The organism is Rhizobium lentis (assembly GCF_014200175.1).
Lineage (GTDB): Bacteria > Pseudomonadota > Alphaproteobacteria > Rhizobiales > Rhizobiaceae > Rhizobium > Rhizobium mulingense.
Genome location: NZ_JACHBD010000001.1, coordinates 469,911 through 494,713 on the forward strand (window position 1 = coordinate 469,911; position 24,803 = coordinate 494,713).

Below are 24,803 nucleotides of genomic sequence, written 5' to 3' on the forward strand. Positions count from 1 at the left end.
ATAGTCGAGGCGATCAACCCGATCTCCGCCACCGCCGCATCCGAGCCTGACGACACGCCCTTTGGCGAGCGCCAGGCGATCGTCTAGTCTGACCTAGGCAAAAAGCTGTCTTCCTTCGCCACAGTAGATCTGGCGGACAACACACATCCCCACTCACTCTGTGCTCGTCACAGGAATGAGGTGGGAGGTGAGCACTCCCCCTTAATATTCGCTCGGCGTGATGGGATAAGATGCCGACGACAGTTTTACCACTTACGCCGCACAAGCCTCGCACAGGCCACGGATCTCAATCGTCGTCTTCTCCGGCTTGAACTTCTGCCCGCGCACCCAGGCCATCAGCCGGTGGTCAACTTCATGGTCGTGGAACTCCATCACCTGGCCGCAGCTTTCGCAGATGGCGAAAGCGACAATGCCGTGGCTGTGGCAATTCTCGCCCGGGTGGGCGCAGGCGACGAAGGAATTGATGCTTTCCAGCCGGTGCACGACGCCATATTCGAGCAGTTTCTCCAACGCACGGTAGACCTGCAGCGGCGCGCGAAAGCCATGATCGCGAAGCTTGTCCAGGATGGTGTAGGCGCTGAGCGGGCCTTCCGCCTTTTCGAGCACGTCGAAAACCAGCGACTGGTTCTTGGTGAGTTGCGGTGTCGTCATGAGCCTTGTCCTTGCGCGACCGCGCGATGGCGCCTGACGGGAAGCAGGCTGAGAATGAAGAGAATGAGCGCCGCAACCACGATCGAAGGACCTGACGGCGTGTCATAGGTGAGCGAACCGAACAGCCCACCGACGACGGCCGCCGCGCCAATCAGCGAGGCGAACACTGCCATGATCTCCGGCGTGACCGAGAAACGCCGTGCCGCCGCCGCCGGAATGATCAGCAGCGAGGTGATCAGCATGATACCGACGATCTTCATGGCGATGGCGATGACGATGGCCATCAACAGCATGAAGAACAGCCGCGCCCGCTCGGGTCTCAGCCCCTCGGCCTCGGCAAGCTCGGCATTGACGGTTGCCGCCAGAAGCGGCCGCCAGAGCCAGGCGAGCGCCGCGAGCACGAACAAGCCGCCGCCCCAGATCAGCGCGATGTCGGTCCTGGAGACGGCAAGGATATCGCCGAACAGGAAGGCGATGAGATCAATCCTGACCCAGCTCATGAAGGCGACCATGACGAGGCCGATCGCCAGTGTGGCATGCGAGAGGATGCCGAGCAGCGCATCGGCCGACAGCGCCTGACGCTTCTGCAGGAAGAGCAGCAGCACCGAGACGAGGGCGGCGACGGCGAAGACGGCGAGCGTCAGGTTGAGTTCGAAAAGCAGCGACAGCGCCACGCCGAGCAGCGCCGAATGGGCGATCGTGTCGCCGAAATAGGCCATGCGCCGCCAGATGATGAAGCACCCGAGCGGCCCCGTCGTCAGCGCCAGGCCGACACCGGCAAGGACGGCGCGCACGAAGAAATCGTCAAGCATGGCGGCCCTCCCCGCTGCGGGAATGGGCGTGTTCATGCGCATGATCGTGTGCGTGCTCATGGGTGCCATGAGCGTGCCCATGCCCGTCATGTGCGTGATGGCCGTCCTCGGGATGGCAATGATCCGTCACGGAACCATCGGCATGGCGCACGCGCCCGTCCGGCAGATGCGTGTGATCGTGGTGATGGCTGTAGACGGCAAGCGTCTGGGCAGCACGGCTGCCGAACAGGCGCACGTATTCCGGGCTGCGGCTGACGGCCTCTGGGGTGCCGCGGCAGCAGACATGGCCGTTGAGGCAGATCACCGTGTCGGTCTCCGCCATGACGACGTGCAGATCGTGCGAGATCAGCAGGATGCCGCAGCCGCTGGTGTTGCGGATCGATTTGATCAGGTCGTAAAGGGCGATTTCGCCGGAAAAATCCACGCCCTGCACCGGCTCGTCGAGCACCAGCAGATCGGGCTTGCGGGCAATGGCGCGCGCCATCAGCGCCCTTTGGAACTCACCGCCGGAGAGATGCTGCACCTCGGCATCGATCATATGGGCAATGCCGGCGGCTTCGAGGGCTGCCTGCATGTCGCCCTGCGGCAGCGGGCCGGTCAGCGTCATCAGCCGGCGCACCGAAAGCGGCAGCGTCCAGTCGATCGAAAGCTTCTGCGGGACATAACCGACCTTGAGGCCGGCCAGCCGCTCGACCCTGCCCTCGTCCGGCTTCAACACGCCGATCGCCGCCTTGGCGCTCGTCGATTTGCCGGAGCCGTTCGGCCCGATGAGCGTGACGATTTCGCCGCGCGACACGGAAAACTCGACGCCGCGCACGAGCCACCGGCCGCCGCGCAGGACGCCGACATTCTCGAGCGAAACCAGCGGTTCGCCCTTCTTGTTTGCGGGAGAGAGCATCAAATTTTCCGACAGCGCTGTTGCATCCTGCTATTGCACACGTTATAGCATAACGCAATTGATGTAATAACATAACACTTGCAATTCAAGCGGAGCACCTGATGAAACGCGCCCTGAGGCCTCTGAAAACGTGGGCCTTCAATATCCCGGCAGTCCTCTCCATTCCGGCTTTGGCGATCCCCGCTTTGCTCTTTGCCGGCACGATGCGGGCGGCCGACGCGCCTGTTGTCGTCACCTCGATCAAGCCGATCCATTCGCTGGTTGCGGCAATCATGCAGGGCGTCGGCGAACCGGAGCTGATCGTCGATGGCGCCGCCTCCCCTCACACATACAATCTGAAGCCTTCGAACGCGCGCGCCCTGCAGGAAGCCAAGGTGATCTTCTGGACCGGCCCCGGGCTCGAGGCCTTCCTGGAAAAGCCGTTGCAGGCACTGGGCTCGAAGGCGAGCATCGCCGAGCTCGACAAGGCGCCCGGCCTCGTCAAGCTGCCCTTCCGCGAGGGCGGAGCCTTCGAACCGCATGATGATGGTGATGGGGATGATCACGACCATGCCGCCGAAACCGGGCATGGCAATGATCACGAGCATGACCATGACCACGACCACGGCGCCTTCGACACGCATCTCTGGCTCGACCCGATGAACGCCAAGGCGATGGCCGCCGAAATCACCACGACGCTGGTCGCTGCCGACCCCGCCAATGCGCTGACCTATCAGGCCAATGCCAAGGCGCTGGACGACAGGCTGACGGCGCTGGACAAAGAGATCGCGGCCACTGTCGCGCCCGTCAAGGACAAGCCTTTCGTCGTCTTCCACGACGCCTACCAATATTTCGAGCACCGCTATGGCATCAGCGTCGCAGGTTCGATCACCGTCAGCCCGGAAACCGTTCCCGGCGCCGAGCGCGTCTCGGAAATCCACCGCAAGGTCGGCGAACTCGGCGCAACCTGCGTCTTTGCCGAGCCGCAATTCGAGCCGCGCCTCGTCAATGTCGTCATCGAGGGCACCAGCGCCAGATCCGGCGTGCTCGACCCCGAAGCGGCGACGCTGAAGGCCGGCCCTGACCTCTACTTCACTCTCATGCGCGGCATCGCCGAGAGCATGAGGGCTTGCCTCTCCGGCGCATGATTGCCGTGCAATCTCCTGGAGACAGCTGAGGCGAAAAGAGGCGGATGACCCCGTTCCGCCTTTTTTCGGCTTAGCATACGTTATGATATAACATTAATATCGACGAGGTACCCATGGGCGACAGACTTCCGGTCACGGTGCTTTCCGGCTTTCTCGGCGCCGGCAAGACGACGCTGCTCAACCACGTGCTCGCCAATCGCGCGGGCCTGCGCGTCGCCGTCATCGTCAACGACATGAGCGAGGTGAATATCGACGCCGCCCTTGTGCGCGACGGCGGCGCCAATCTCTCGCGCACTGAGGAGCAGCTGGTCGAGATGACCAATGGCTGCATCTGCTGCACGCTGCGCGACGACCTTTTGAAGGAGGTCCGCGACCTCGCCAACCAAGGCCGCTTCGATTACCTGCTGATCGAATCGACCGGCATTGCCGAGCCGCTGCCCGTCGCCACCACCTTCGAGTTCCGTGGCGAGAACGGAGAAAGCCTTTCGGATGTCGCGAGGCTGGACACGATGATAACGGTGGTCGACGCCGCCAATCTGCTGGCCGACTACGCCTCCGCCGATTTCCTCGCCGACCGCGGCGAAACCGCAGGTGACGGCGACAACAGGACCCTCGTCGACCTGCTGGTCGAGCAGATCGAATTCGCCGATGTCGTGGTGCTGAACAAGATCGGCACGGCAAGCGACGAGCAGCGCGACGCCGCGCGCAGGATCATCATCGGCCTGAACCCCGATGCCAAGCTGATCGAGGCAGATTTCGCCAAGGTGGCGCTGAAGGACGTACTTGGCGCCGGCCGCTTCGATATCGACAGGGCCGAGACCCATCCGCTCTGGTACAAGGAGCTGCACGGTTTCGAGGACCATGTGCCCGAGACCGAGGAATACGGCATCCGCTCCTTCGTCTATCGCGAGAAGCGGCCGTTCCATCCGGCCAAGCTCCACGCCTTTCTCGACAAGACCTGGCCGGGCGTGGTGCGCGCCAAAGGCTTCTTCTGGCTGGCCACTCGCCCGCACCATGTCGGCGAGATCAGCCAGGCGGGCTCGATCGTGCGCACCGGCAAGATGGGCCTGTGGTGGGCGGCCATCCCCCGCGAGCAGTGGCCGCAGGAGCCTGGCTTCCTCAACGCCCTCGGCCCTTATCTCGATCCCGTCTGGGGCGACCGCCGCCAGGAAATCGTCTTCATCGGCGCCGACCCGATGGACGAGGACTGGATCAGGAGAGAACTCGATGCCTGCCTGGTGGAAGGCGATTCCTTCATGCCGGAGCGCTGGCGCAACCTGCCCGACCCTTTCGCCAGCTGGAACAGGGAGGCCGCATGAAGGCGGCGGCGATCAAGCGCTACCGCTGCAGCTGCGAGGAATGCGATCCCCTGCCGCAGATCGAGGGCTGCATCCGCTGATCTATGAGCGGGAGGCTGAGGTTGCGGCCGAAAGGCCGAAAGGCTTGCTCGGGATCATTACCGAGCGGGTGATGTCGTCACGCCGGCAGGGGTGACGATTTGTCTGTGCAGGAAGCGCGCCTGATTTTGCGCAATTCTCGTACTTCTCTCCTTCTCGCGTCGGCGTGCTGTAGCACCCCCTCTGCCCTGCCGGGGGAGATCGGCTGGGCTGATGACTTTGCCAAACAATAACGGTCTGATGTTTCCGCACGACGGCGGAGAGGGACTGGCGGGCCAACCCTTTGCCGATCTTCCCACCTGTCGGGGAGATGCCCGGCAGGGCAGAGGGGTGCTACACGGCACGCCTTCCCTCTCAGAATCTAAAAAGGGCGGCCGAAGCCGCCCTTGCCATATCCTGCCATCAGCGCCCGGCGATGATGCCGGAGATGATGCCGCTGGTGACGCCGATCAGCAGGAAGTCGTTGTCGGCGCGGACCCAGCGATAGCCGCGCGGCGGAGGCGCGAGCCGGTAGCGGCGGTAGTCGTTGACGTCGTGAAACCGGCGGCGTTCGCTGGCGTTGACGCGGTATCCCTTCTTCCAATGCGGCCTCACGACCGTTTTCTTGACGATCACCTCTTTCTGAACGACGACGGGCGGACGGCGGAAATCATCCGCGCTCGCCTGGGAGGCAACGATCGGCGAGAGAAGGAAGGATGCGGACAGGAGAGCTGCAAAGATCTTTTTCATGTGCGGTTCCTTGTGTTGGGCACGGGAGAAAACTAGGGCCGAAAAGATGAACCGAAACTGAAAGCTAGATTAAACTTCCGTAATGAAATCCGCGGCTTCCGCGGCGTGTCTTACATTTTAGATAAAACTCATATGCCAACATTGGTGGCCGCCTCGCCCTTCGAGCCCCCTGACGGGGCACCTCAGGTGAGGTAGGAGAGAAGCTGCGGCCGCCGACGGAAACCGCAGCTGCAAGACGCGCCGCTCAGTCTTCAGCCACACGGCACACCGGCCCAAAGGCCGGAGCCTCGAAGGACGGGGCGAGTGACAAGGGCCAACCACCCCAACGTTAGAATGCCGTCTGCGCCTTGCCGCTCGCGCGCGAGCGTGTAGTTTCCTCCGCGCGTCAATTCAGAGGTAGGTAAGACATGTCCCCTTCCCGGGGAGGCGACGATGAGCACTCACAACGAGGCCCTACCCGTTGCCGGGCCGGCTGACGGCGCGCCGTTCGAGGTTTTCCGCGTCTTCCTCAAGCTCGGCCTCACCTCTCTCGGCGGACCGATTGCCCATCTCGGCTATTTCAGGAACGAACTAGTGGTGCGGCGCAAATGGATCAACGACGCCGTGATCGCACAGGCGATCGGGGGCATTGCGAAGAGCCTGACGCCGGACCGCGAGCGCGCCGGCATTCGCTGCCGCAGTCGCCATCGTCGTCTTCGTCGGCGGATCATTCGGCCAGATCGAGGCGATTGCGCTTGGAGCGGCGGCGGGGCTCGTTCTCTGTCGCGCCGATGCGCCCGCACTTGCCGGCCGTCTCGGCTTTCCCGGAACGCGTCGTGCCGGAGCGATCGCGGTTGTCATCGTCCTGCTGCTGGCGGCAGGTTCGGCCTCCCTCGCCGCGGATAGCCCAAGCTCGGATTCGATTTTCGGAACGATTGGGCGCAGATTTGAAACAGGAGCGTCCGCCGCACCGTCGCGTGCAGCGCTCCACGACAGCGGAAACACCATGGAGGAAACCATGCCCGGCATCAGCATGCGTTATATCGTCGACGACGTCGACGCCGCGGTGGAATTCTACACCAGGCATCTCGGCTTCTCCGTCGCGCTTCACCCGGCACCAAGTTTTGCCATCCTGACCAGGGACGGCTTCCGGCTGCTTGTCAGCGGCACGACGGGTCCGGGCGGAGCTTCCCAGGCCATGCCGGACGGACGAAGACCGGAACCCGGCGGATGGAACCGCATCCAGATCGAGGTCGCCGACCTCGAGGCGGAAGTCGCCAGACTCCGCCAGGCCGGCGCGCGTTTTCGCAATGACATCGTGCAGGGCATCGGCGGCAAGCAGATCCTGCTCGAAGACCCCGCGGGTAACCCGATCGAGCTCTTCGAAGCGCCGAAGAGCTGACCGCCGCGGCAGCGCAAGAACGGCGGCCGCGCCTTGTCAGCCGTGCCCCAGCGTGTAGTTTCGGACTCGCGTCAATTCAGAGGTAGGCAAAATATGTCCGAATCCGCGGGCGGGCTCTTCGATTATGTCGGGATACTAGCCGTGTTCTTTCTCGTCGCCGCCAACGGCTTTTTCGTCGCCGCCGAATTTGCATTGGTGTCGGTGCGGCGCAGCCGGGTCGCCGAGCTTGCCGCAGCCGGTCGCATGAATGCCACTGCGCTCCAGCGGGCCGTCGACAATCTCGACGCCAATCTCGCCGCCACGCAGCTCGGCATCACCATATCGTCGCTGGCGCTCGGCTGGGTCGGCGAGCCGGCGCTCGCCCATCTGATCGAGCCCCTGCTCTCCTGGCTGCCCGAACCATGGGCGACGACCGGCGCCCATACGGTCGCCATCGTCGTCGCCTTCGTGATCATCACAGCGCTGCATATCGTGCTCGGCGAGCTCGCACCCAAAAGCCTGGCGCTGCAGCGCAGCGAGGCCACCTCGCTAGCCGTCGTGCGTCCGCTCGGGCTCTTCCTTGTATTGTTCAAGCCTGCGATCTTCACCCTCAACGGCATGGGCAACCTCGTGCTGCGGGCTGTCGGCCTTCGCGCCGGAACCGGAGAATCCTCGTTCCACTCGCCGCAGGAATTGAAATTGCTGGTCGCCGAAAGCCAGGAAGCCGGGCTTTTGAACCCGGTGCAGCAGCAATTGGTCGAGCGGGTATTCAACATCGGCGACAGACCGGTCTCCGACATAATGACCCCACGTCTCGACATCGAATGGTTCGATGCTGACGACAGCGAGGCGGAGATTCTGAAAACGATCCGCGAATGCAGCCACGAGCAGCTGCTGGTCGCCCGCGGATCGATCGACGAGCCGATCGGCATGGTGTTGAAGAAGGATCTTCTCGACCAGGTTCTTGATGGCGGCAAGGTCCGGCCGCTGGAGGTAGTAAAGCAGCCCCTGGTGCTGCACGAGGGTACCAAGGTCGTGCGCGTCATCGACAGCTTCAAGGCTTCGCCCGTGCGCCTCGCCATCGTCGTCGACGAATATGGCAGCCTCGAGGGCATCGTCACCCAGACAGACCTGCTGGAAGCCATCGCCGGCGATCTGCCGGGCGCCGATGAGGAGCCCGACATCGTTGTTCGGGAAGACGGCTCGCTATTGATCGACGCGATGATGCCTGCCTTCGACGCCTTCGAACGGTTGGGCCTCAAGGATCGCCCCGACGCCGACTTCCATACGCTCGCAGGCTTCGCGCTGCACCAGCTTCAGCACATCCCCGAAGCCGGCGAAACCTTCCTCTTCGACGGCTGGCGCTTCGAGGTGATCGATATGGACGGCATGCGCATCGACAAGATGCTCGCGACGCGCATTGCCGCCGAGGGGGCAGAGGTTTAAAGCATGTCGCGCAAAAGTGAGCCGCGGTTTTGCGGCAACGACATGCGTGAAAACAAAGTGCTCAAGCGCAAGGAGCGAATCTGAAAGATCGCGATGCGCTTTAATCAGTTCATCGCCAGCGTCCAGACCATGCCGGCGGCGGCGCAGCTGAGCAGCGTCGCGATAACGGAGGTCTTGAACCGGAAGATCGCGATCGCGGCGACGGCAGACAGCGCCATTGCCGCCGGCACCGCCGATTGCAGCACCGGAATGTCGAGCCGCAGGCCGGCAAGGCGGACGACAGCAACTTCGGCAAACAGCGTATGTAGACCAAACCAGATGGCGAGGTTGAGAATGACCCCGACCACCGCCGCCGTGATCGCCGACATCGCCCCTGCCAGCGCGACGTTGCCACGCAGTTTTTCGATGAACGGCGCCCCCAGGAAGATCCACAGGAAACAGGGCACGAAGGTCACCCATGTCGTCAGCATCGCTGCAAGCGTGGCAGCCAGCATTGGATCCAGCGACCCTGGATTGCGATAGGCGCCCATGAAGCCGACGAACTGCACCACCATGATCAGCGGTCCCGGCGTCGTTTCGGCCATGCCGAGGCCATCGAGCATCTCGCCCGGCCTCAGCCAGCCGAAATGCTGCACAGCTTCCTGGGCGACGTAGGCGAGAACGGCATAGGCCCCGCCGAAGGTGACGACGGCCATCTTGCTGAAAAACAGGCCGATCTCGGCGAAGACGCTGTCCGCACCGAAGACTGCGTAGACGGCAGCGACCGGAATGAGCCACAGGGCAAACAGCACCGTCGAGATGCGCAAGGACCAGGAGAGGTTCGGACGCGCATGCGCCGGTATGGCCTCGCCCAGCACTGAATCGGCATCCGAAAGCACCGGCCCGCTGCCGGCCTTGTGCCCGCCGCCCGCCTTGAAGGCGGCAAGTCCGAACCGACCGCCGAAAAAGCCGATCATGCCCGCTGCAAGTACGATCAGTGGAAACGGCACATGAAGAAAAAAGATGGCGACAAAGGCTGCAGCCGCGATCGCGACCATGACCTTACTCCTCAAGGCCCGTCCGCCGATCCGAATGACGGCCTGCACGACGACGGCAAGCACGGCTGCCTTCAAACCGAAGAATAGGCCGGCGACGATGGCGACGTTGCCATAGGCAGCATAGATGAAGCTGAGACCGAGAATCGACAGAAATCCCGGCAGAACGAACAATATGCCGGCAACAAGGCCGCCCGGGGTCCGGTGCATCAGCCAGCCGATGTAAATGGCGAGCTGCTGCGCCTCGGGGCCGGGAAGCAGCATGCAATAGTTGAGCGCATGCAGGAAACGGTGCTCGCCGATCCATCGCTTCTCGTCGACGATGATCCTGTGCATGACGGCGATCTGACCGGCGGGGCCGCCGAAGCTGAGCGCCGCGACGCGGAGCCAGACCTTGAAGGCTTCGCCGAACGAAACGCCGTGATGACGCTCCTCGCCTGCCTGTTTCTCCGCCGTTTTGCCGGCCAACGCATTTCCTGTCATCTCGACCATCTCATGCCCGCTTCTTCGGAGCGGGCCAATTGTGGGTCTCATCGGTCGCATCGCGGCACCAGCGGAAGAAGGCGTCATAGAGAAGCATGCCGGCCTCGAGCTGCTCCAGATCGTCGGCGTACATCCTGGAGAGGCCAAGCGACGCGGCAAGCAGGCCGGGCGCCTCGGGCGCAAGATCGAGCCTTGCAGTATCGGCGGCCCGGATGATCCGCGCCAGGCGCAGGAGCGGTTCCGACCCCAACCCGAACTCCTCAACCATCACGTCGAAGGTGCAGAGCTCACCGCGATGGCTCCAGAACACCTCTTCGATATCGAACGGTGTTGCCCCGAAGCGCGCGCCGACCTCCAAAACCTCGGTCGTCGGCACGAACAGGAACAAGGCGTTCGGATCGACGAAACGCCGGATCAGCCATGGACAGGCGATGCGGTCGATCTTCGGCCGCGCCCGCGTCACCCAGACCGTGCGTCCCTCGAGGTCGCGCCGCGGCAGCTTTTCCTCCGGTACCGCCAACCCCTCAGCGGTCCAGGATTCGAAACCGCCTTGAAGACTCTCGGCGTCGATCCCGGCATGGCGAAGATAAGCGGCCACACCATGGCTGAGCTTGCCGCCCTTCTGGCAGACTACGACGACGGCATCAGCCTCGACGCTGCTTGCCCAGGAAGCGACATCGGTATGGCTGCGCCGGATGGAGCCCGGCACCAGCCGAGGATCGAGCGCAAAGTCCTCTTCCGTGCGAACATCGATAATACAGGGCGCAGCCGGCGTTCCGATGAGCCGGCTGAGTTTGTCGGGAGAAATTTCAAGAAATGACGGCATGACGCGTCCTCCGTTAATCGGCTTTACTGGACGCGATTCTTCAGCATGGCGCCTCGTGGGGTGATCGCGACCCCATGGCAAAATCATGCGCAAAGAGACCCACCCATGTCAAGCGTTCAGCCCGCCAAGACGGCGGTGCGCTGACATCGCCCTCCGGCCGCGCTGCAGATTCAAACGCCGATTCTGGCAGGTTGCAGGCGGAAATCCCTGATATTGCTCGCCTCGCGGCGCCAGAATGGAACAAAATGCTCTTTGCTCCATTTCCTTGTCACCGCAAGAGGAGAAAGTACCATGACGTACGACCCCAATAATGCCAACGACCCGAACCGCCCGCTGAATCCGAATCTAGATCTGCGCACGACTCCGACCGCGCGCAGCAGCAACACGTGGGTTGTCTGGGCCGCTGCATTGGCCGTGATCGCTGTCGCTGCATTCGCCTATTCGCAGTGGAGCAGCACCCCCGGCACCTCCCCGGACACGACGGCCTCCACGACCCAATCCGAGCCGGCGCCGGCCAAGCCGATCGCTCCGACCGACAACAGCGCAACGCCCGCACCGGCACCAGCCCCGGCCACGCCGCCGGCTGCCCCTGCCCAGCAGTAAGCGCAGCGTCGCAGAAAGAAGCCGACCCAATGCCGGCTTCTTTTCCGCGGCAGGGCCTTGAACGTCGCCACGCAAGTCCTATCTAAGGGCCATAGAATTTGTCTCTGACGGTTGACCACGGAGGTACTGGCAGCCGTTGTCGAGACAAATCGAGGAAGGGTCGGTGCGAGTTTCGCCCGGCCTTTTTTCTTGCCCTATCGGTCGGCGCGCAAAGCATACCTTCTCGGTGCCCGCATCCCGATCTTATTTGGGGATCCTGTTGTAGAAGGATTGGGGATCGTACACGCACTCATAGTCGAGAAGGCACATTTTGCCGTTCGCATCCCTGACCGTTGCCGTGTCGTATTTGTCACCCAGATTGCACCTGGCCGGCGGATAACGGAAGCTGCGACCGCCGATCCCCATGCGCACGAAGACCTTCTTGTTCTGACGGATGATCTGCGCAAGCTCGCGGCAGCTGTGATCGCCCGCTCTGACCTCCATTGCGCCTGCGGCAAAGGCCGGCAGCGGCAACAATAAAGCGACGGCAAAAACGACGATTCTCATGACCCCTCCGTTGGCAAAGAAAGACAAGGCGCGTATTAACGGCCGTTTCCAGTCCTAAGCATGCGGCCCGCTTCGGCGCAAGACCTGGCCTTGACCTCTAATATGTCAATCTTATCAAGAGATTTGGTGGGTGATGTAGGGCTCGAACCTACGACCCGCTGATTAAGAGTCAGCTGCTCTACCAACTGAGCTAATCACCCGTTCGCGCTTGGCTGCGCGGTGTGACGGGGCGTATAAACAGGATCGGCAGGCTTGTCCAGCGCATCGGCGAAAATTCTTTGGTTAATCTCAAAGATTTTTCCGCATGGCCGAAATGCAGCGCGTGATCCTGAAGCCGCGCCGATCCTCAGAAAGGATTATGCGCAGATTCAAAGTGATAAAGTCTCCACAGCGCGTCCTGCCGGACGCAGCGGCGCTCTCATGAAATCAAAGGTCGAGGGTGCCGCTCGCCAGCCGCACCGCTTGACCACCGATCCGCGCGTTGGAAATCGCCCCGCCTTCGACATCGATATGCAGGTGAATGAAAGAGGGGCGACCCATCTCGACACCCTGCTCGATCATGATCGGGTGGTGCCCGTCCGTCAGCCGGTCGAAATGGCGGATGGCGCCGGAGAGTGCGGCTGCCGCCGCACCGGTGGCCGGGTCTTCGACAATGCCCATGCCGCTGGCGAACATGCGCGCGTGGAACTTCGCCACGTGGTTGACGCCGCCGCGGCAATAGACATAGGCCGAGGCCAGCGCGCCATCGACGAAGGGCACGATCTTTTCCCAGAGCTGCGGATCGAATTCCACCCGCTGCGCCGTGCCGACATCGTGCACCGGAATGAGCAGGAACGGCACCCCGGCGCTCCAGAGCGAAGGAACGTGATTTTCAAAGCCGATCTCGGTGACCTTCAATGATAAAGCGTCGGCGATGCCGAGCTTGTCGAGCGGCATCACCGCCTGCTGCGATTTGCGCGGCAGGTCGAATTCGGCAAAGCTCGCCTCGCCCTCCCTCAGTCGCACGGCGCAACGCACCGGCCCGACATTTTCCTCGAGCACGGTAACGAGATCGACCGCCGCTGCGCCATGAGCCCGCTCGGCCAGCGCGATCGCCGTGCCGACGGTCGGATGGCCGGCAAAGGGCAGCTCGCGGCCAGGCGTGAAGATCCGGAGCTTCGCCGCATAGGCGGGATTGATCGAAGGCTGCACGAAAACCGTCTCGGAGAGATTGATCTCCCGGGTGATCGCCTGCATCGCCTCGTCGCTGAGATCGTCTCCGTCGAAGACCACCGCCAGCGGATTGCCGGCAAGCTTTCGATCGGTGAACACGTCATAGACGCTGTAGCTACGCGCCACATCGGCCTCCCTGAATCGTCATTGCGCCGCCAACCTGCCCGACCAAACGATCGAGTGCAAGGCGCTAACGCCGGTTACCCTTTCCGAAATACCAGTCGATGACGGGCAGCATGGCGACGTTATAGGGATGGGCGGCGGGATCGGCCGAACGGATCGCCGCCGCACCTGCGATTTCCTTGTCCGCGGCGACCAGCATGTGGGCCTCGATCCGTTTCACCATCTCGTCCGCCGTCAGGTCGAAGCGGAAGAGCCTGAGCAGCGTCACCGTGCGTCTGGCATGGCTGGCAAAGAGCCCTTCCGCCGCGACCGCGTCGGCCAGATCCAGTCCGGTCTCCTCGTGAACTTCGCGGCGCATATTGGCCTCGATGTCGCAGCGCCCGTCGATGACATCCTCCGGCTCCAGCGAGCCGGCCGCGAAATAGACCTGGCCGGGATTGGCGGTATGCGCCCCCATGCGGATCGCCACGAGCGCGCCGTCCGAGCTTTCGAGCACCGGATAGGCGAAGATGTGCAGGCCGCCCTGGCGCTGCGGCTGCCGCCGCCAATACATGAAGGCGGAAAATGGAGTGACGTAGCCCTCGCCCGCAATCCCCTCTTCACTGAACGACAACCGCTGTTGGAACACCAGGCGGCCGTCGAACAGCGCCGGGTTGGCGGCGGTTTCCTTCGCCCAATTGTCACGGATCGCCGCTTCCTCGGCGGTGACGAAGGGATGGGTGCCGGGCAGCACACGCAGGTCGACGCCGGCAATCGGGAAAACCGTCGCTTCCGGCGGCCAGTCCACAAAATCATCGGAAATATCGCTGGTCGGAAATTTCATATTCAAATTCGTTTTCATGGGAGATCCAGTGTCATGACGACGGGGCAGTGATCGGATGCCTTCGGTCGGTCCCAGCCGGTGCGTGGATATCGCTCCACCTCCTGGCCTGGCGGAAAGACCGTGCGGTAGGGTTGGCCGTTGCGGATGATTTCGGGCAGACGGCCGCTATTATGGGCGGCAAGTGCCGGCGAAAGCCAGATATAATCGAGCTGGCAAAGGTGCTGCTCCTGCGGTCCGCGCGCGTGATAGAGCGTCCAGCGGTCGAGCGGCTGGCGACGGACCACGACATTTTCGGCAAAGCCGTCATGACTGAATACGTCGAGCGCGCTTTCGACCTCCGTCTGATGCTCGAAACGATAACCGGCGCCGCGCCGGCCGACCACGTCGACGCGCTCCTGATAATCGTTCATATCACCACAGATGGCGAAGCTCTTCTTGGCCGTGCGGCCGGCGCCGAACCTGTTCTCGATGATGCGGCGCACCGCGCGCGCCTCGGCGCGACGGAGCGGCAGCGTCGATTGCCGCCCGTCCAGCCCGTCGCGAGGATTGCCCATCGATTTGAAATGCACGACATAGAGCGAGAGCGGCCGGCCGCCGATCAGAAGGTCGAGCTCCAGGCAATCGCGCTTGAAGATCTTGTCGTCGATGCGGTTGGTGAGCGCCAGGTCCTCATCGAAGAGATCGAAGTCGCGATAGGTCGTCATCGCGTGGCTTCTGATGTCCCTGAGCTCGATTTTCTGGCCGTCGCGCGTTTCCTCGCGCATCAAGACGGCGACATCGATGCCGCGGCCGTCATTGCCCTCGACCAGGAATTTCTGGCGGTAACCGTTCCCGACCATGCGGAAGAGATAGCCGTATTCAAAGGCCTGCAACGCGGCCATGTTGTCGATTTCCTGCAGGCAGAGAATGTCGGCGTCCGCATCGGCGATCGCCAGCGCCGTCATCTGCCGGGTGTCGTCGGTGGCGGCAATCACCCGCGCCTGCTCGAGCTGCTGATAGACGCCCTCGCTATTGACCTCGAAAAGCTTGATGACACGATCCTGGCGCAACTGGTTGCGGAAGCCGGTGAAATCGAAACGGGTCAGCAGGTTTTCGACATTGAAGGTGGCGAGGCGAAGCGACATGACGGGAATCCGGTTGTGGGCAGTACCTTATCCGGCAATTGCCACAGGGAAAGGTGGCGGGGCCAAGAAAGTTGCGGACTACCAGCCTCTTTGAGCCGAAATGCGATTGCCGGTGTCCATCAAAGCCGCCAGCCCGCGCGGATGACGGCGCGTACCGCCTCGCCGGCCTCGACGGCCACGCGGCTGAAGGCGCGCAGCGTCTGGCCATTGCGGAGGGTCAGCTTGACGGCATAACGCTCGCCCTCGAACAGCACGGATTCGACGGTTGCCGGAGCGCCCTCGCCGCCGATGATCACATCTTCCGGCCGCACGAGAATATCGGCGTCATCGGTGTTGGCCGCCTGGAGCGCATCCTGCAGTTCATTCCATTCCAGATGGCGTTCGCCGCCCATGACAGGCAGCGTCAGGATCGCGCCGCGCCCGATCAGGCCGCCGACGATGCGGCCCTCCGGCCGGGCATAAATCTCGGCCGGCGGCGCCACCTGCAGCAGGCGCCCTTCGAACATGACGGCGACGTCGGTCGCCAGCGCCATTGCCTCGCTCTGGTCATGGGTCACGTAGATCATCGTCGCACCGGAGCGGTGGTGAAACTCGCGAAAGGTCTCCTCCATTTCCTGCTTCAGGTGCCGGTCGAGATTGGCGAGCGGCTCGTCGAGCAGCACGACATCGGGCGAGGTCACCAGGCAGCGGGCGAGCGCGACACGCTGGCGCTGGCCGCCGGAGAGATCGGCCGGCCGCCGCCCGGCATAATCGGCAAGCCGGACAGTGGAAAGCGCCTCGCCGACCTTCGTCCGGTATGCCTCGCCCGAGACACCGCGCACCTTCAGGGGATAGCCGACATTGTCGGCGACGCTCATGTGCGGCCAGAGCGCATAGGACTGGAAGACCATCGCCATGTTGCGCTTTTCCGGCGGCAGCGATTGCGCGGCATCGGCCAGCAGCCGCTCGCCGAGATGGATGGAGCCGTCGGAGGGCGTCTCGAAACCGGCGATCATGCGCAGAACCGTCGTCTTGCCGCAGCCGGAAGGCCCGAGCAGCGCCAGGAAACCGCCCTCGCGCACATCGAGCGAGACATCGCTGACGGCCGCCCGCCCGGTGCCGAAATCCTTGGCCACCCGGTTGAGGATCAGTTTCGCCATGGGACTACCCCTTTCGGCAGGTGTTTCGCCAGGAGTTCCAATAGCAGCATCATGACCATGACCATGAGGACGACGAGGACAGACAGTGCCGAGGCAAGGTCGGAGCTGCCGCTGTCGTCGAGATTGTAGATGGCGACGCCGAGCGTCTGGGTGCCGGCCGACCAGAGCAGCGCGGAGATAGTCAGCTCGTTGCAGCCGATCAGGAAGACGAGGATGACGGAAGCCCCGGCGGCGGGCGCAATCAGCGGCACGATGATATCGGAAAGCCTTCGCAAGAACCCGGCGCCGGAAAGCCGTGCTGCCTCCTCCAGCGCCGGATCGATCTGGTGGAAGGCGCTGATCACGGGTTTCAGGCTGATGGCGAAGAAGGAAGAGAAATAGGCGATGAGAATGATCCAGATCGTGCCGTAGAGCGAGATGTGGAGGAAGGGGATGGGCGCAGCGAAGACCAGGATGAAGGCGACCGCCATGACGATGCCGGGCAGCGAATAGGGTATCTCGATCAGGCTGGCAATGATGCGGGATGCCGCATCCTTGCGCCGCGTCAGCATATAGGCCGCAAGCACGGTCACCACCAGGAGACAAACTGCGGTTGCGCCGGCAAGCGAGATCGAGTTGACGAAAGCCGTGCGCGTCACCGACTGCCGGAAGAGGATCTCCTCAAAGGCATGGAGCGACATGGTCTTTAAGGTGAGCGGGACGCCGTAGGCCGGAACCAGCGCGCCGGCGACGAGGGCGAAGAAGGGTGCGGCGAGCATGAAGAACAGGATCGCCCAGAGGAGCGGCGTGAACGCGAACCGCCACGCGCCGAGCTCGAAGGCGGCGCTCGCCCCGGACAGGCCGATGACGCGGTAATCGCGGCCTCTGAGCGCCCGGTCCTGGATCATCAAGCCCGCCACCGAGATCATCGCGATGATTGCCGACAGCACGGCGACGTCGCCGAAGGTGCGGCTGGTGAAGGCGGAAAACTTGGTGAAAATCAACGTCGGCAGCGTGAAGATCGAGGCGGGAATGCCGAGAATGGCGGGAATGCCGAAATTGCCGGTGCAGGAGACGAAGGAGATCGCCGCACCCGCGATGATGCCGGGCAGCGACAGAGGCAGGATGATGTCGCGGAAGACCCGAAAGCTGGAGGCGCCGGAAAGCCGTGCGGCCTCGACGCCGTCGCGCGGCAGCGTCATCAGCCCGGCGCGGAGCGCGAGATAGACGAGCGGCGCATGCTGGACGCCGTAGAGCAGCGCGATGCCGCCGACCGAATAGAGCGGCTGCGGCGAGCCGAGCGGCGGAGCGATGGCGGGCGCCTTCAGCAGCGGGCTTGACGGCCCCGACATCTGCACCCAGGCAAGGGCCGTCACCTGCGGCGGGATCATCATCGGCAGCACGAAGAAGAAGCTGAGCAGCCCCTTGCCCGGGATGTCGGTCAGCGTCAGTAGAAAGGCGAAGAGGCAGCCAATGAGAAGTGAGACGATCGTACCGAGAACGGATGTGACGACGGTGTAATAGGCGGCTTGCCAAAGCGCCGGGTCGGCGAGCACATCGGTGACACCGCCGCTGGCGAAGGCCGCGATCCCTGCCATGGCAAGGCGGGCGAGCGGCAGCACGCTGAGGATGAGCACCGTAATGACGATAAAAGGAAACAGCCAGGCGGGCTGGCTGTTTCCTGCTCTGACATAGGCTGGCATGAAGAGATCAGTTCGAGCGGTAGACCCCCGAGAAGGTCTTCAGATCCTGGTCGGTATTCTTCAAGGCTTCCGCGGCATTGACCGGCAGGACCTTGATCGTCTCACGCGCCGGGAAGCCGTCCGGCACCTTCATGCCGTTGCGGGCCGGAATATAGCCGAGTTTGAGGAAGCCTTCCTGGCCCTTTTCGGAGAGCACGTAATCGACGAACTTCTTGGCGGCCTCGGCATTCTTGCTGCTGGCGAGGATGCCGACCGGCTCGGTGACGGCCGAAACGCCTTCGCTCGGGAAGACGAATTCGACCGGCGCACCCTTGGCCTTCTCGCGGATCGGCAGGTAGTCGACGACCATGCCGTAAGCCTTCTCGCCCGAGGCGACCGACTTCAAGACGGCGCCATTGCCGCCGGCGGCGATCGCGCCGTTTGCCTGAAGCGACTTGTAGAAGTCCCAGCCGAGGCCGGGAACGGCGGCAAGCGTCTGGGCATGGATGAGTGCGGCACCCGAAGCGAGCGGGCTCGGCATGGTGACGAGGCCCTTGGCTTCCGGCTTGGTCAGATCCTTCCAGCTCGCAGGCTTCATGCCGGCCGAGGTGTTGTACATGATGCCGGTGGTGATCAGCTTGGTCGAGTAATAGTAGCCGTCGGCGTCATAGAGCGAGGCGTCGTATTGGACGGCTTCCGGCGACTTGTAGGCGAGCAGCTTGCCCTCTTCCTTCAGGCGCTCCAGCGTCACCACGTCGGCAATCAGGAGAACGTCGGCGACCGGGTTGCCGGACTGGATCTCGGCCTGCAGCTTGGCCATGATCTTCGGCGTGCCGTCGCGCACCCAGTCGACCTTGATATCGGGATTGGCGGCCATGAAGCCATCGACCGTCGCCTGCGCGTCTTCGTTCGGCTGGCTGGTGTAGAGAACGAGGTTTGCGGCCGAAGCCGGAATGGCAAAAAGGCTCGCGGCGAGAAGGGCTGCGGCGGAAACGATCGTTTTCATGGGAGGGGTCCTCGGGATTGCGTTACCCCTCCCTTATTAGGGGTCGTTGACAGCGATGTGACAGGCGGCGGCAGGCTCCGCTTGCCGGCATTCGGGCCGCGGCACTTGCGCGCCGCGGCCCGTCAGAAAACGCTACTTCGCAGCCTCTTCTATCAGTTCGGCAACCTTGTCAGGATGCGAAACCATCACGACATGGGAGGCGCCATCGACGACGACTGTCCGCCTGGACCCTGCCCGCTCGGCCATGAAGCCAAGGGCTGCGGCCGGGATGTTCTTGTCGCCGGTGCCGTAGACGAACCACGACGGCAGCTTCTTCCAGGCGGGCTCGCCGGATTTGTCAGCCAGCGCGGCCTCGGTGACCGGGCGTTGGCCAGCCGCCATCAGAGCCGCCTGTTCGGCCGGCACGTCGCTGGCGAACTGATCATGGAACTTCGCCTGGTCGATATAGAGATCGACACCGCCGCCGCTGAGTTTCACCGGGGCCGCCAGCGCCCCGCTCAGCGTGCCGCCCGGAAACTTGCCGGCGAGATCGGCAACCGATTCTCCTGCATCAGGGGCGAAGGCCGCGACATAGACCAGCGACTTGACGTTGTCGTGGCCGTTGGCCGCGGTCGAAATGACCTGGCCGCCATAGGAATGGCCGACGAGAACCACGGGGCCGGCGATGCTGCCGACGACGTCGGAGACATAGGCAGCATCATTGGCAACGCTGCGCAGCGGATTGGCGGCAGCCACGACCGGGAAGCCGTCCTTGCGCAGGATTTCGACGACGCCGTTCCAGCTGGATGAATCGGCAAAGGCGCCATGGACGAGGACGACGGTCGGCTTGGCCGGCTGGGCAACGGCAGCACCGGAGAACAGAGCGCCCGCCAGGGCGACGGCAGCAGCAAACTTGAACATTGGTCATTTCCTTTCGTCGGTTTGATGTCACAGGAGCCGAAGCGCGGTTGACGTGCTTTTTCGGCTCTTAAATTCGGTCATTTAGTTTGTAAGCGATTTATTTGTGCGCTATTTATCTAGGCCACCCCTTCCCGTGCGTCAATAGCTTGCAAACAGATCGCGCACAAATTATATTGAAGCCGAAGGAGAGCGTGATGAAAGACACCACATCGAATGATCTCGGCGCCGTGCCTCAGATCGATGAAATGCTTTGCTTTTCAATCTACTCGGCCGGCCACGCCTTCAACCAGCTTTACCGTCCCCTGCTCGACGAATTGGATCTCACCTATCCGCAATTCCTCGTCATGACCGCCCTGTGGGCGCGTGACGACCGCACGGTGAAAGATCTCGGCGAGACGCTTTTCCTCGATTCCAGCACCCTCACCCCGCTGCTGAAGCGGCTGGAAAATGTCGGCCTCGTCACCCGCAACCGAAATCCCGCCGACGAACGCCAGGTGCTGCTGCGCCTGACGCAAGAGGGACAGGCGCTGAAAAGCCACGCCACCCACGTGTACGACTGCATCGGCAAAGCCGTCGGCCTCGACGCCGAGACTGTCGGCAAGATCAGGGACACGATCGCTTCGATCCGCGACACCATTCACAACAGGGATAAGGACGAGGCCTGACCCTGGCAGGCACACTGCCTCGCTGCACCAAACGATTTTCTTCGACAAGCCGGTGGCATGTTGTACGATCCCTCTGCTGCCGCCGCGCGCGATCGGTCATTACCGCCACGCGGCGCGAAGATGCCGGCGCTCGCTGTCTTGCCTGAGCCTCACGCAGGACGCGCCGCCATTGCCATTCGGCCGCGCTGAGGTGCGTCAATCCTGTTTTGATGAAGGAGGAGTTTCAATGGAATATCGTCTGCTCGGCCGCTCCGGCCTGAAAATCTCGACTTTGACCATGGGCACGATGACCTTCGGCGGCGTCGGCTGGGCGAAGATGGTTGGCGATCTCGGCGTTTCCGAGGCGAAGAAGATGATTGATATGTGCATCGATGCCGGCGTCAACCTGATCGACACCGCCAACGTCTATTCATCAGGCGAATGCGAAAACATCATCGGCGAAGCGCTCGCCGGCAAGCGGCCGCAGGGCGTGCTGCTCGCCACCAAGGCCCGCTTCGGCATGGGCGACGGCCCGAACGACCGCGGCCTCTCGCGCTACCACTTGATCCGCGAATGCGAGGCAAGCCTGAAGCGCCTGAAGACTGATGTCATCGATCTCTACCAGGTGCATGAATGGGACGGCCAGACGCCTCTCGAAGAGACGATGGAAGCGCTCGACACGCTGATCAAGCAAGGCAAGGTGCGTTACGTCGGCTGCTCAAACTATTCGGGCTGGCATATCATGAAGGCACTCGGCATCGCCAACGAGCACCGCTACCAGCGCTTCGTCAGTCAGCAGATCCACTATACGCTCGAATCCCGCGACGCCGAGTACGAGCTGCTGCCGATCTCGATCGACCAGGGCCTCGGCGTGCTGGTCTGGAGCCCGCTGGCCGGCGGCCTGCTCTCCGGCAAGCACCGCCGCAACCAGGCAGCACCCGAGGGAACGCGCCAGTTCGCCGGCTGGACCGAGCCGCCGATCCGCGACGAAAACCGCCTCTGGAATATCGTCGAGACGCTGGTCGCGATCGGCGAAGAGCACGGCGTCTCGGCCGCTCAGGTGGCGCTCGCCTGGCTCATCGGCCGCAAGGCGGTGACTTCCGTCATCATCGGCGGGCGCACCGAGGCCCAGTTCCGCGACAACATCGCCGCTGCCGATCTGAAGCTCGCCGATGACGAGCGCAAACGCCTGGACGCCGTCAGCCTGCCGCCGGTACTCTATCCCTATTGGCACCAGTTGAACACGGCAAGCGACCGGCTGGGCGAAGCCGACCTTGAGCTCTTCGGTCCGCACCTCCAGCAATAGAAAGCGGACTCGCTGGGGGAGAAGCGCAATCGTGGCAATGTCTCGTCTTCTTCTGTTGTGAAAACGGGAGCAAGCGGCTTGCTCCTGTCCTCTCCCCAGCGGGGAGAAGGTGGCCCGAGGGTCGGATGAGGGGGCTGCGGGCACGACGTTCATTGCACTTCGCTTACGCTCAGCGCACTCGCTCCTCTCGTCGCTCAGCCCTCATCTGCCTGCCGGCATCTTCTCACCGTGGGGGAGAAGGGGGATGTGGCTAATTCTCGCCCCTTCCCTCACCTGCTCCAGCTCACCCGCCGATCTCGTCAGCGATCAGCTTGCCCAAGCGGCCGATCCCATCCTCGATCATCTGCTCGTTGGCGCACGAGAAACTGAGGCGGAAGGTGTTGGCGCCGGAGCCGTCGGCGAAGAAGGCCTTGCCGGGCACGAAGGCGACCTTGGCGGTTTCGAGCGATTTCGCCAGGAGCTTGGCGCCATCCATGCCCTCCGGCAACGTGATCCAGATGAACATGCCGCCTTCCGGCTTCGTCCAGCTGGTGCCCTTGGGCATATATTTCTCAAGCGCCACCAGCATGCAGTTGCGCCGATGGCTGTAGGCGGCCTTGATCTTGGCGACCTGCGCATCAAATCCACGCTCGGCAACACGGCTGATCGCGATCTGGTTGATCGTCGAGGAATGCAGGTCGGCCGCCTGCTTCATCAGCACCAGCTTGCGGATAACCGGCGCATTGGCGACGACGAAGCCGACGCGCAGGCCGGGCGCCAGCGTCTTGGAGAAGCTGCCGCAATAGATCGTGCGCGTGTCGTTGATATGGCCCTTCTCGGCAATCTCCAGCGCCAGGATCGGCGGGATCGGTTCGCCGTCGTAGCGCAGCGACTGATAGGCGGCGTCCTCGATGACGGCGATATCGAGTTCTTCGGCAAGCGCCAGCACCCGCTTGCGGCCGGCGAGATCGACCGTTTCACCGGTCGGATTGGAGAAATCGGCGGAGAGATAGGCAAACCTCACCCTGCCGCCGGCGGCGGCTGCCGCCGCGCGATAGGATTCCGGCGTCCGGTTGCCGCCTGGCGTCAGCTGGTCATAGGCCGGCTCATAAGCGTTGAAGGCCTGCAGCGCTCCGAGATAGGTCGGCCAGGTCACCAGCGCGGTGTCGTTCGCAGACAGGAACAGCTTGCCGAGATAATCGAGCCCCTGCTGCGAGCCGGAGACGATGAAGACATTGTCGAGTTCGCAGGGAATGCCGAGGGCCGCCACCTGCTTGGCCAGCCATTCGCGCAATGGCTTGTAGCCTTCGCTGACCGAATATTGCAGCGCCGAATTGACGGCAGGACCGGCGAAGATGTCGGCGTAGGCCTGCTTGAATTCCTGATCCGGAAACAGCGCCGGATCCGGAATGCCGCCGGCAAAGGAGATGATGTCGGGCCGGTCGAGAAGCTTCAGGAGCTCGCGGATTTCGGATGCGCGCATGCGCGACGAGCGCGATGCGAACATGGTGTCCCAGTTCAGCATGGGGTTTCCTCATATTTTCTAGATCCCCGACAAACCATGCGATGGAAATTATGTCAATAATGCTGACCTATTTTCTTGTCATGGTGACATGTCGGAGATCTTATATTCCAGAGCTTTGGATGTTCCGGATATTCCTTAATATTGGCGCCATCCGACATCGAAGCCGCCCGGTCCCGGATTTGCCGCTCGACAGCAGCCACATCAAGCGATTATTCCTCCGGTCAAAGCCGAAACCGGCTGATTCAGACCTTTCCAAGACCGGCTCGGCGGCGGTAGTGTCGCCGCCACTCTTCAATTTACTATCAAGGTGCAGCAATGACCGTGACGTCGGCCTCTCCTGAAATCAAAATCGAACTCCACAAATCTCCCGTCCCGGACGCCGAACGTATCCAGGCGCTGGAGACGCCCGGCTTCGGCAAGCTCTTCACGGATCACATGGTCTTGGCACGATGGACTGCCGACAAGGGCTGGCACGACGCGAAGGTTACGCCCAGGCGGCCCTTGGAACTCGATCCGGCGAGCGCCGTGCTGCACTACGCGCAGGAAATCTTCGAGGGCATGAAAGCCTACAAGGCGGACGATGGCCGAATTCTGCTCTTTCGGCCTGAAGAGAACGCACGCCGCTTCGCGCAGTCGGCGACCCGCATGGCAATGCCTCCCGTGCCGGAAGAACTCTTCCTGAAGGCGGTCGAAGAGCTGGTCCGTGTCGACAAGGCCTGGATACCCTCAGGCGACGCCAGCCTCTACCTGCGCCCCTTCATGTTCGCCAACGAGGCGTTTCTCGGCGTTCGTCCGGCGCAGGAATATGTCTTTTGCATCATTGCCTCTCCGGTCGGCGCCTATTTCAAGGGCGGCGCTAAGGCCGTCTCTCTTTGGGTCGAGACCGAATACACCCGTGCAGCCAGCGGCGGCACCGGTGCTGCAAAATGCGGCGGAAACTACGCAGCCAGCCTCGTGGCGCAAGCCGAGGCGACGAAGAAGGGTTGCGATCAGGTCGTCTTCCTTGATGCCGCAGAGCATCGCTGGGTCGAAGAACTCGGCGGCATGAACGTCTTCTTCGTGATGAACGATGGATCGGTGGTGACCCCACCGCTTGGCGGCACGATCCTGCCTGGCATCACCCGGGCTTCCGTGATCGTGCTCGCCGAAGAAAGAGGCTTGCGGGTCGAGCAGCGCCCCTACTCGTTTACGGAATGGCAAGACGACGCTGCCAGTGGCAGGCTCGCCGAAGCGTTCGCTTGCGGCACTGCCGCAGTCCTGGCGGGCATCGGCCTGGTCCGACATGCCGGCGGTGAGTTTCTGGTCGGTGACGGACAGACCGGCAAGCTGACCAGCGAACTGCGCCAGCAGCTCGTCAGCCTGCAGAAGGGCGTAACGAACGATGAGCACGGTTGGACGCGCCTCATCCCAGCCTGAACTCGATCGTGCGCCGACCCGCCTTCGGAAAGC

Annotated in this window: 23 protein-coding genes, 1 tRNA gene and 1 pseudogene; 9 read left to right on the forward strand and 16 right to left on the reverse strand. The window is 62.9% G+C overall.

Features of this window, described 5'->3' with window-relative positions; all coding sequences use genetic code 11:
* Positions 1-252 precede the first annotated feature (252 nt).
* Genes GGI60_RS02345 through znuC form a run of 3 tightly spaced genes read right to left on the reverse strand, consistent with a single transcriptional unit; the run spans position 253 to position 2,361 of the window.
* On the reverse strand, positions 253-651 hold the full coding sequence (locus GGI60_RS02345; protein ID WP_004679676.1) for a Fur family transcriptional regulator: 399 nt from the start codon (positions 649-651) through the stop codon (positions 253-255).
* The gene (znuB, locus tag GGI60_RS02350) at positions 648-1,463 is read right to left on the reverse strand and encodes a zinc ABC transporter permease subunit ZnuB (RefSeq protein WP_183912932.1); all 816 of its coding nucleotides are present in this window, start codon (positions 1,461-1,463) and stop codon (positions 648-650) included. The genes GGI60_RS02345 and znuB overlap by 4 nt, the downstream gene beginning before the upstream one ends.
* Positions 1,456-2,361, reverse strand: coding sequence for a zinc ABC transporter ATP-binding protein ZnuC (gene znuC / locus GGI60_RS02355; RefSeq protein ID WP_183912931.1), 906 nt, complete (start codon positions 2,359-2,361; stop codon positions 1,456-1,458). Before znuC ends, znuB begins: the two co-directional genes overlap by 8 nt.
* A 101-nt stretch (positions 2,362-2,462) precedes the next feature.
* On the opposite strand from znuC, the gene znuA reads away from it, so the two are divergent.
* Positions 2,463-3,488: a zinc ABC transporter substrate-binding protein ZnuA gene (gene znuA / locus GGI60_RS02360; RefSeq protein ID WP_183912930.1), complete on the forward strand. Its 1,026-nt coding sequence runs from the start codon at positions 2,463-2,465 to the stop codon at positions 3,486-3,488.
* A gap of 113 nt (positions 3,489-3,601) precedes the next feature.
* Positions 3,602-4,807 (forward strand): GTP-binding protein, encoded by a 1,206-nt coding sequence (locus GGI60_RS02365; protein ID WP_183912928.1) that lies wholly within the window; start codon positions 3,602-3,604, stop codon positions 4,805-4,807.
* Positions 4,808-5,287: 480 nt separating this feature from the next.
* Here GGI60_RS02365 and GGI60_RS02370 read toward each other — a convergent pair whose 3' ends face one another.
* On the reverse strand, positions 5,288-5,614 hold the full coding sequence (locus tag GGI60_RS02370) for an RcnB family protein (RefSeq protein WP_183912927.1): 327 nt from the start codon (positions 5,612-5,614) through the stop codon (positions 5,288-5,290).
* 432 nt (positions 5,615-6,046) lie between these two features.
* Here GGI60_RS02370 and GGI60_RS02375 point away from each other — a divergent pair.
* The 3 genes and pseudogenes from GGI60_RS02375 to GGI60_RS02385 all read left to right on the forward strand — a co-directional run.
* Positions 6,047-6,449: pseudogene (locus GGI60_RS02375) on the forward strand (chromate transporter); the annotation flags it as partial.
* A 162-nt stretch (positions 6,450-6,611) separates the two neighbouring features.
* Positions 6,612-6,995 (forward strand): VOC family protein, encoded by a 384-nt coding sequence (locus GGI60_RS02380; protein ID WP_183913879.1) that lies wholly within the window; start codon positions 6,612-6,614, stop codon positions 6,993-6,995.
* Between the two features lie 93 nt (positions 6,996-7,088).
* Positions 7,089-8,420 carry a hemolysin family protein gene (locus tag GGI60_RS02385; protein WP_183912925.1) on the forward strand — a complete coding sequence of 444 codons (1,332 nt, stop codon included), beginning with the start codon at positions 7,089-7,091 and terminating at the stop codon, positions 8,418-8,420.
* Positions 8,421-8,524: 104 nt separating this feature from the next.
* On the opposite strand, the gene chrA is transcribed toward GGI60_RS02385, so the two are convergent.
* On the reverse strand, positions 8,525-9,946 hold the full coding sequence (gene chrA, locus GGI60_RS02390; protein WP_183912923.1) for a chromate efflux transporter: 1,422 nt from the start codon (positions 9,944-9,946) through the stop codon (positions 8,525-8,527).
* 1 nt (position 9,947) lies between these two features.
* On the reverse strand, positions 9,948-10,763 hold the full coding sequence (locus GGI60_RS02395) for a sulfurtransferase/chromate resistance protein (protein WP_183912920.1): 816 nt from the start codon (positions 10,761-10,763) through the stop codon (positions 9,948-9,950).
* Between the two features lie 291 nt (positions 10,764-11,054).
* On the opposite strand from GGI60_RS02395, the gene GGI60_RS02400 reads away from it, so the two are divergent.
* Entirely contained in the window at positions 11,055-11,366 is a 312-nt protein-coding gene (locus tag GGI60_RS02400) for a hypothetical protein (RefSeq protein ID WP_183912919.1), read from the forward strand.
* Between the two features lie 243 nt (positions 11,367-11,609).
* On the opposite strand, the gene GGI60_RS02405 is transcribed toward GGI60_RS02400, so the two are convergent.
* The 9 genes from GGI60_RS02405 to GGI60_RS02445 form a co-directional block, all read right to left on the reverse strand.
* Entirely contained in the window at positions 11,610-11,912 is a 303-nt protein-coding gene (locus tag GGI60_RS02405) for a hypothetical protein (protein WP_183912917.1), read from the reverse strand.
* Positions 11,913-12,036: 124 nt separating this feature from the next.
* Positions 12,037-12,112 (reverse strand) — tRNA-Lys (locus GGI60_RS02410).
* Positions 12,113-12,338: 226 nt separating this feature from the next.
* Positions 12,339-13,250, reverse strand: a complete 912-nt coding sequence (locus tag GGI60_RS02415) for a PhzF family phenazine biosynthesis protein (RefSeq protein ID WP_183912915.1) — start codon at positions 13,248-13,250, stop codon at positions 12,339-12,341.
* A gap of 64 nt (positions 13,251-13,314) precedes the next feature.
* Complete coding sequence (locus GGI60_RS02420) at positions 13,315-14,088, reverse strand: NUDIX hydrolase (RefSeq protein WP_183912913.1); 774 nt, start codon at positions 14,086-14,088, stop codon at positions 13,315-13,317.
* Entirely contained in the window at positions 14,085-15,194 is a 1,110-nt protein-coding gene (locus GGI60_RS02425) for an endonuclease/exonuclease/phosphatase family protein (RefSeq protein WP_183912911.1), read from the reverse strand. Before GGI60_RS02425 ends, GGI60_RS02420 begins: the two co-directional genes overlap by 4 nt.
* Before the next feature lie 119 nt (positions 15,195-15,313).
* Positions 15,314-16,333: an ABC transporter ATP-binding protein gene (locus tag GGI60_RS02430; protein ID WP_183912909.1), complete on the reverse strand. Its 1,020-nt coding sequence runs from the start codon at positions 16,331-16,333 to the stop codon at positions 15,314-15,316.
* Positions 16,321-18,015, reverse strand: coding sequence for an ABC transporter permease (locus GGI60_RS02435; RefSeq protein WP_183912907.1), 1,695 nt, complete (start codon positions 18,013-18,015; stop codon positions 16,321-16,323). Before GGI60_RS02435 ends, GGI60_RS02430 begins: the two co-directional genes overlap by 13 nt.
* Positions 18,016-18,022: 7 nt before the next feature.
* Positions 18,023-19,000 (reverse strand): ABC transporter substrate-binding protein, encoded by a 978-nt coding sequence (locus GGI60_RS02440; protein ID WP_183912906.1) that lies wholly within the window; start codon positions 18,998-19,000, stop codon positions 18,023-18,025.
* 132 nt (positions 19,001-19,132) lie between these two features.
* Complete coding sequence (locus tag GGI60_RS02445) at positions 19,133-19,900, reverse strand: alpha/beta fold hydrolase (protein WP_183912904.1); 768 nt, start codon at positions 19,898-19,900, stop codon at positions 19,133-19,135.
* Positions 19,901-20,094: 194 nt separating this feature from the next.
* On the opposite strand from GGI60_RS02445, the gene GGI60_RS02450 reads away from it, so the two are divergent.
* Positions 20,095-20,565 carry a MarR family winged helix-turn-helix transcriptional regulator gene (locus GGI60_RS02450; protein WP_183912902.1) on the forward strand — a complete coding sequence of 157 codons (471 nt, stop codon included), beginning with the start codon at positions 20,095-20,097 and terminating at the stop codon, positions 20,563-20,565.
* Between the two features lie 226 nt (positions 20,566-20,791).
* Entirely contained in the window at positions 20,792-21,850 is a 1,059-nt protein-coding gene (locus GGI60_RS02455) for an aldo/keto reductase (RefSeq protein ID WP_183912900.1), read from the forward strand.
* Between the two features lie 283 nt (positions 21,851-22,133).
* Here the strand turns inward: GGI60_RS02455 and GGI60_RS02460 are convergent, their stop codons facing one another.
* Complete coding sequence (locus tag GGI60_RS02460; RefSeq protein ID WP_183912898.1) at positions 22,134-23,354, reverse strand: PLP-dependent aminotransferase family protein; 1,221 nt, start codon at positions 23,352-23,354, stop codon at positions 22,134-22,136.
* 315 nt (positions 23,355-23,669) lie between these two features.
* Here GGI60_RS02460 and GGI60_RS02465 point away from each other — a divergent pair, with 315 nt between their 5' ends.
* Positions 23,670-24,770 (forward strand): branched-chain amino acid aminotransferase, encoded by a 1,101-nt coding sequence (locus tag GGI60_RS02465; RefSeq protein ID WP_183912896.1) that lies wholly within the window; start codon positions 23,670-23,672, stop codon positions 24,768-24,770.
* Positions 24,771-24,803 lie beyond the last annotated feature (33 nt).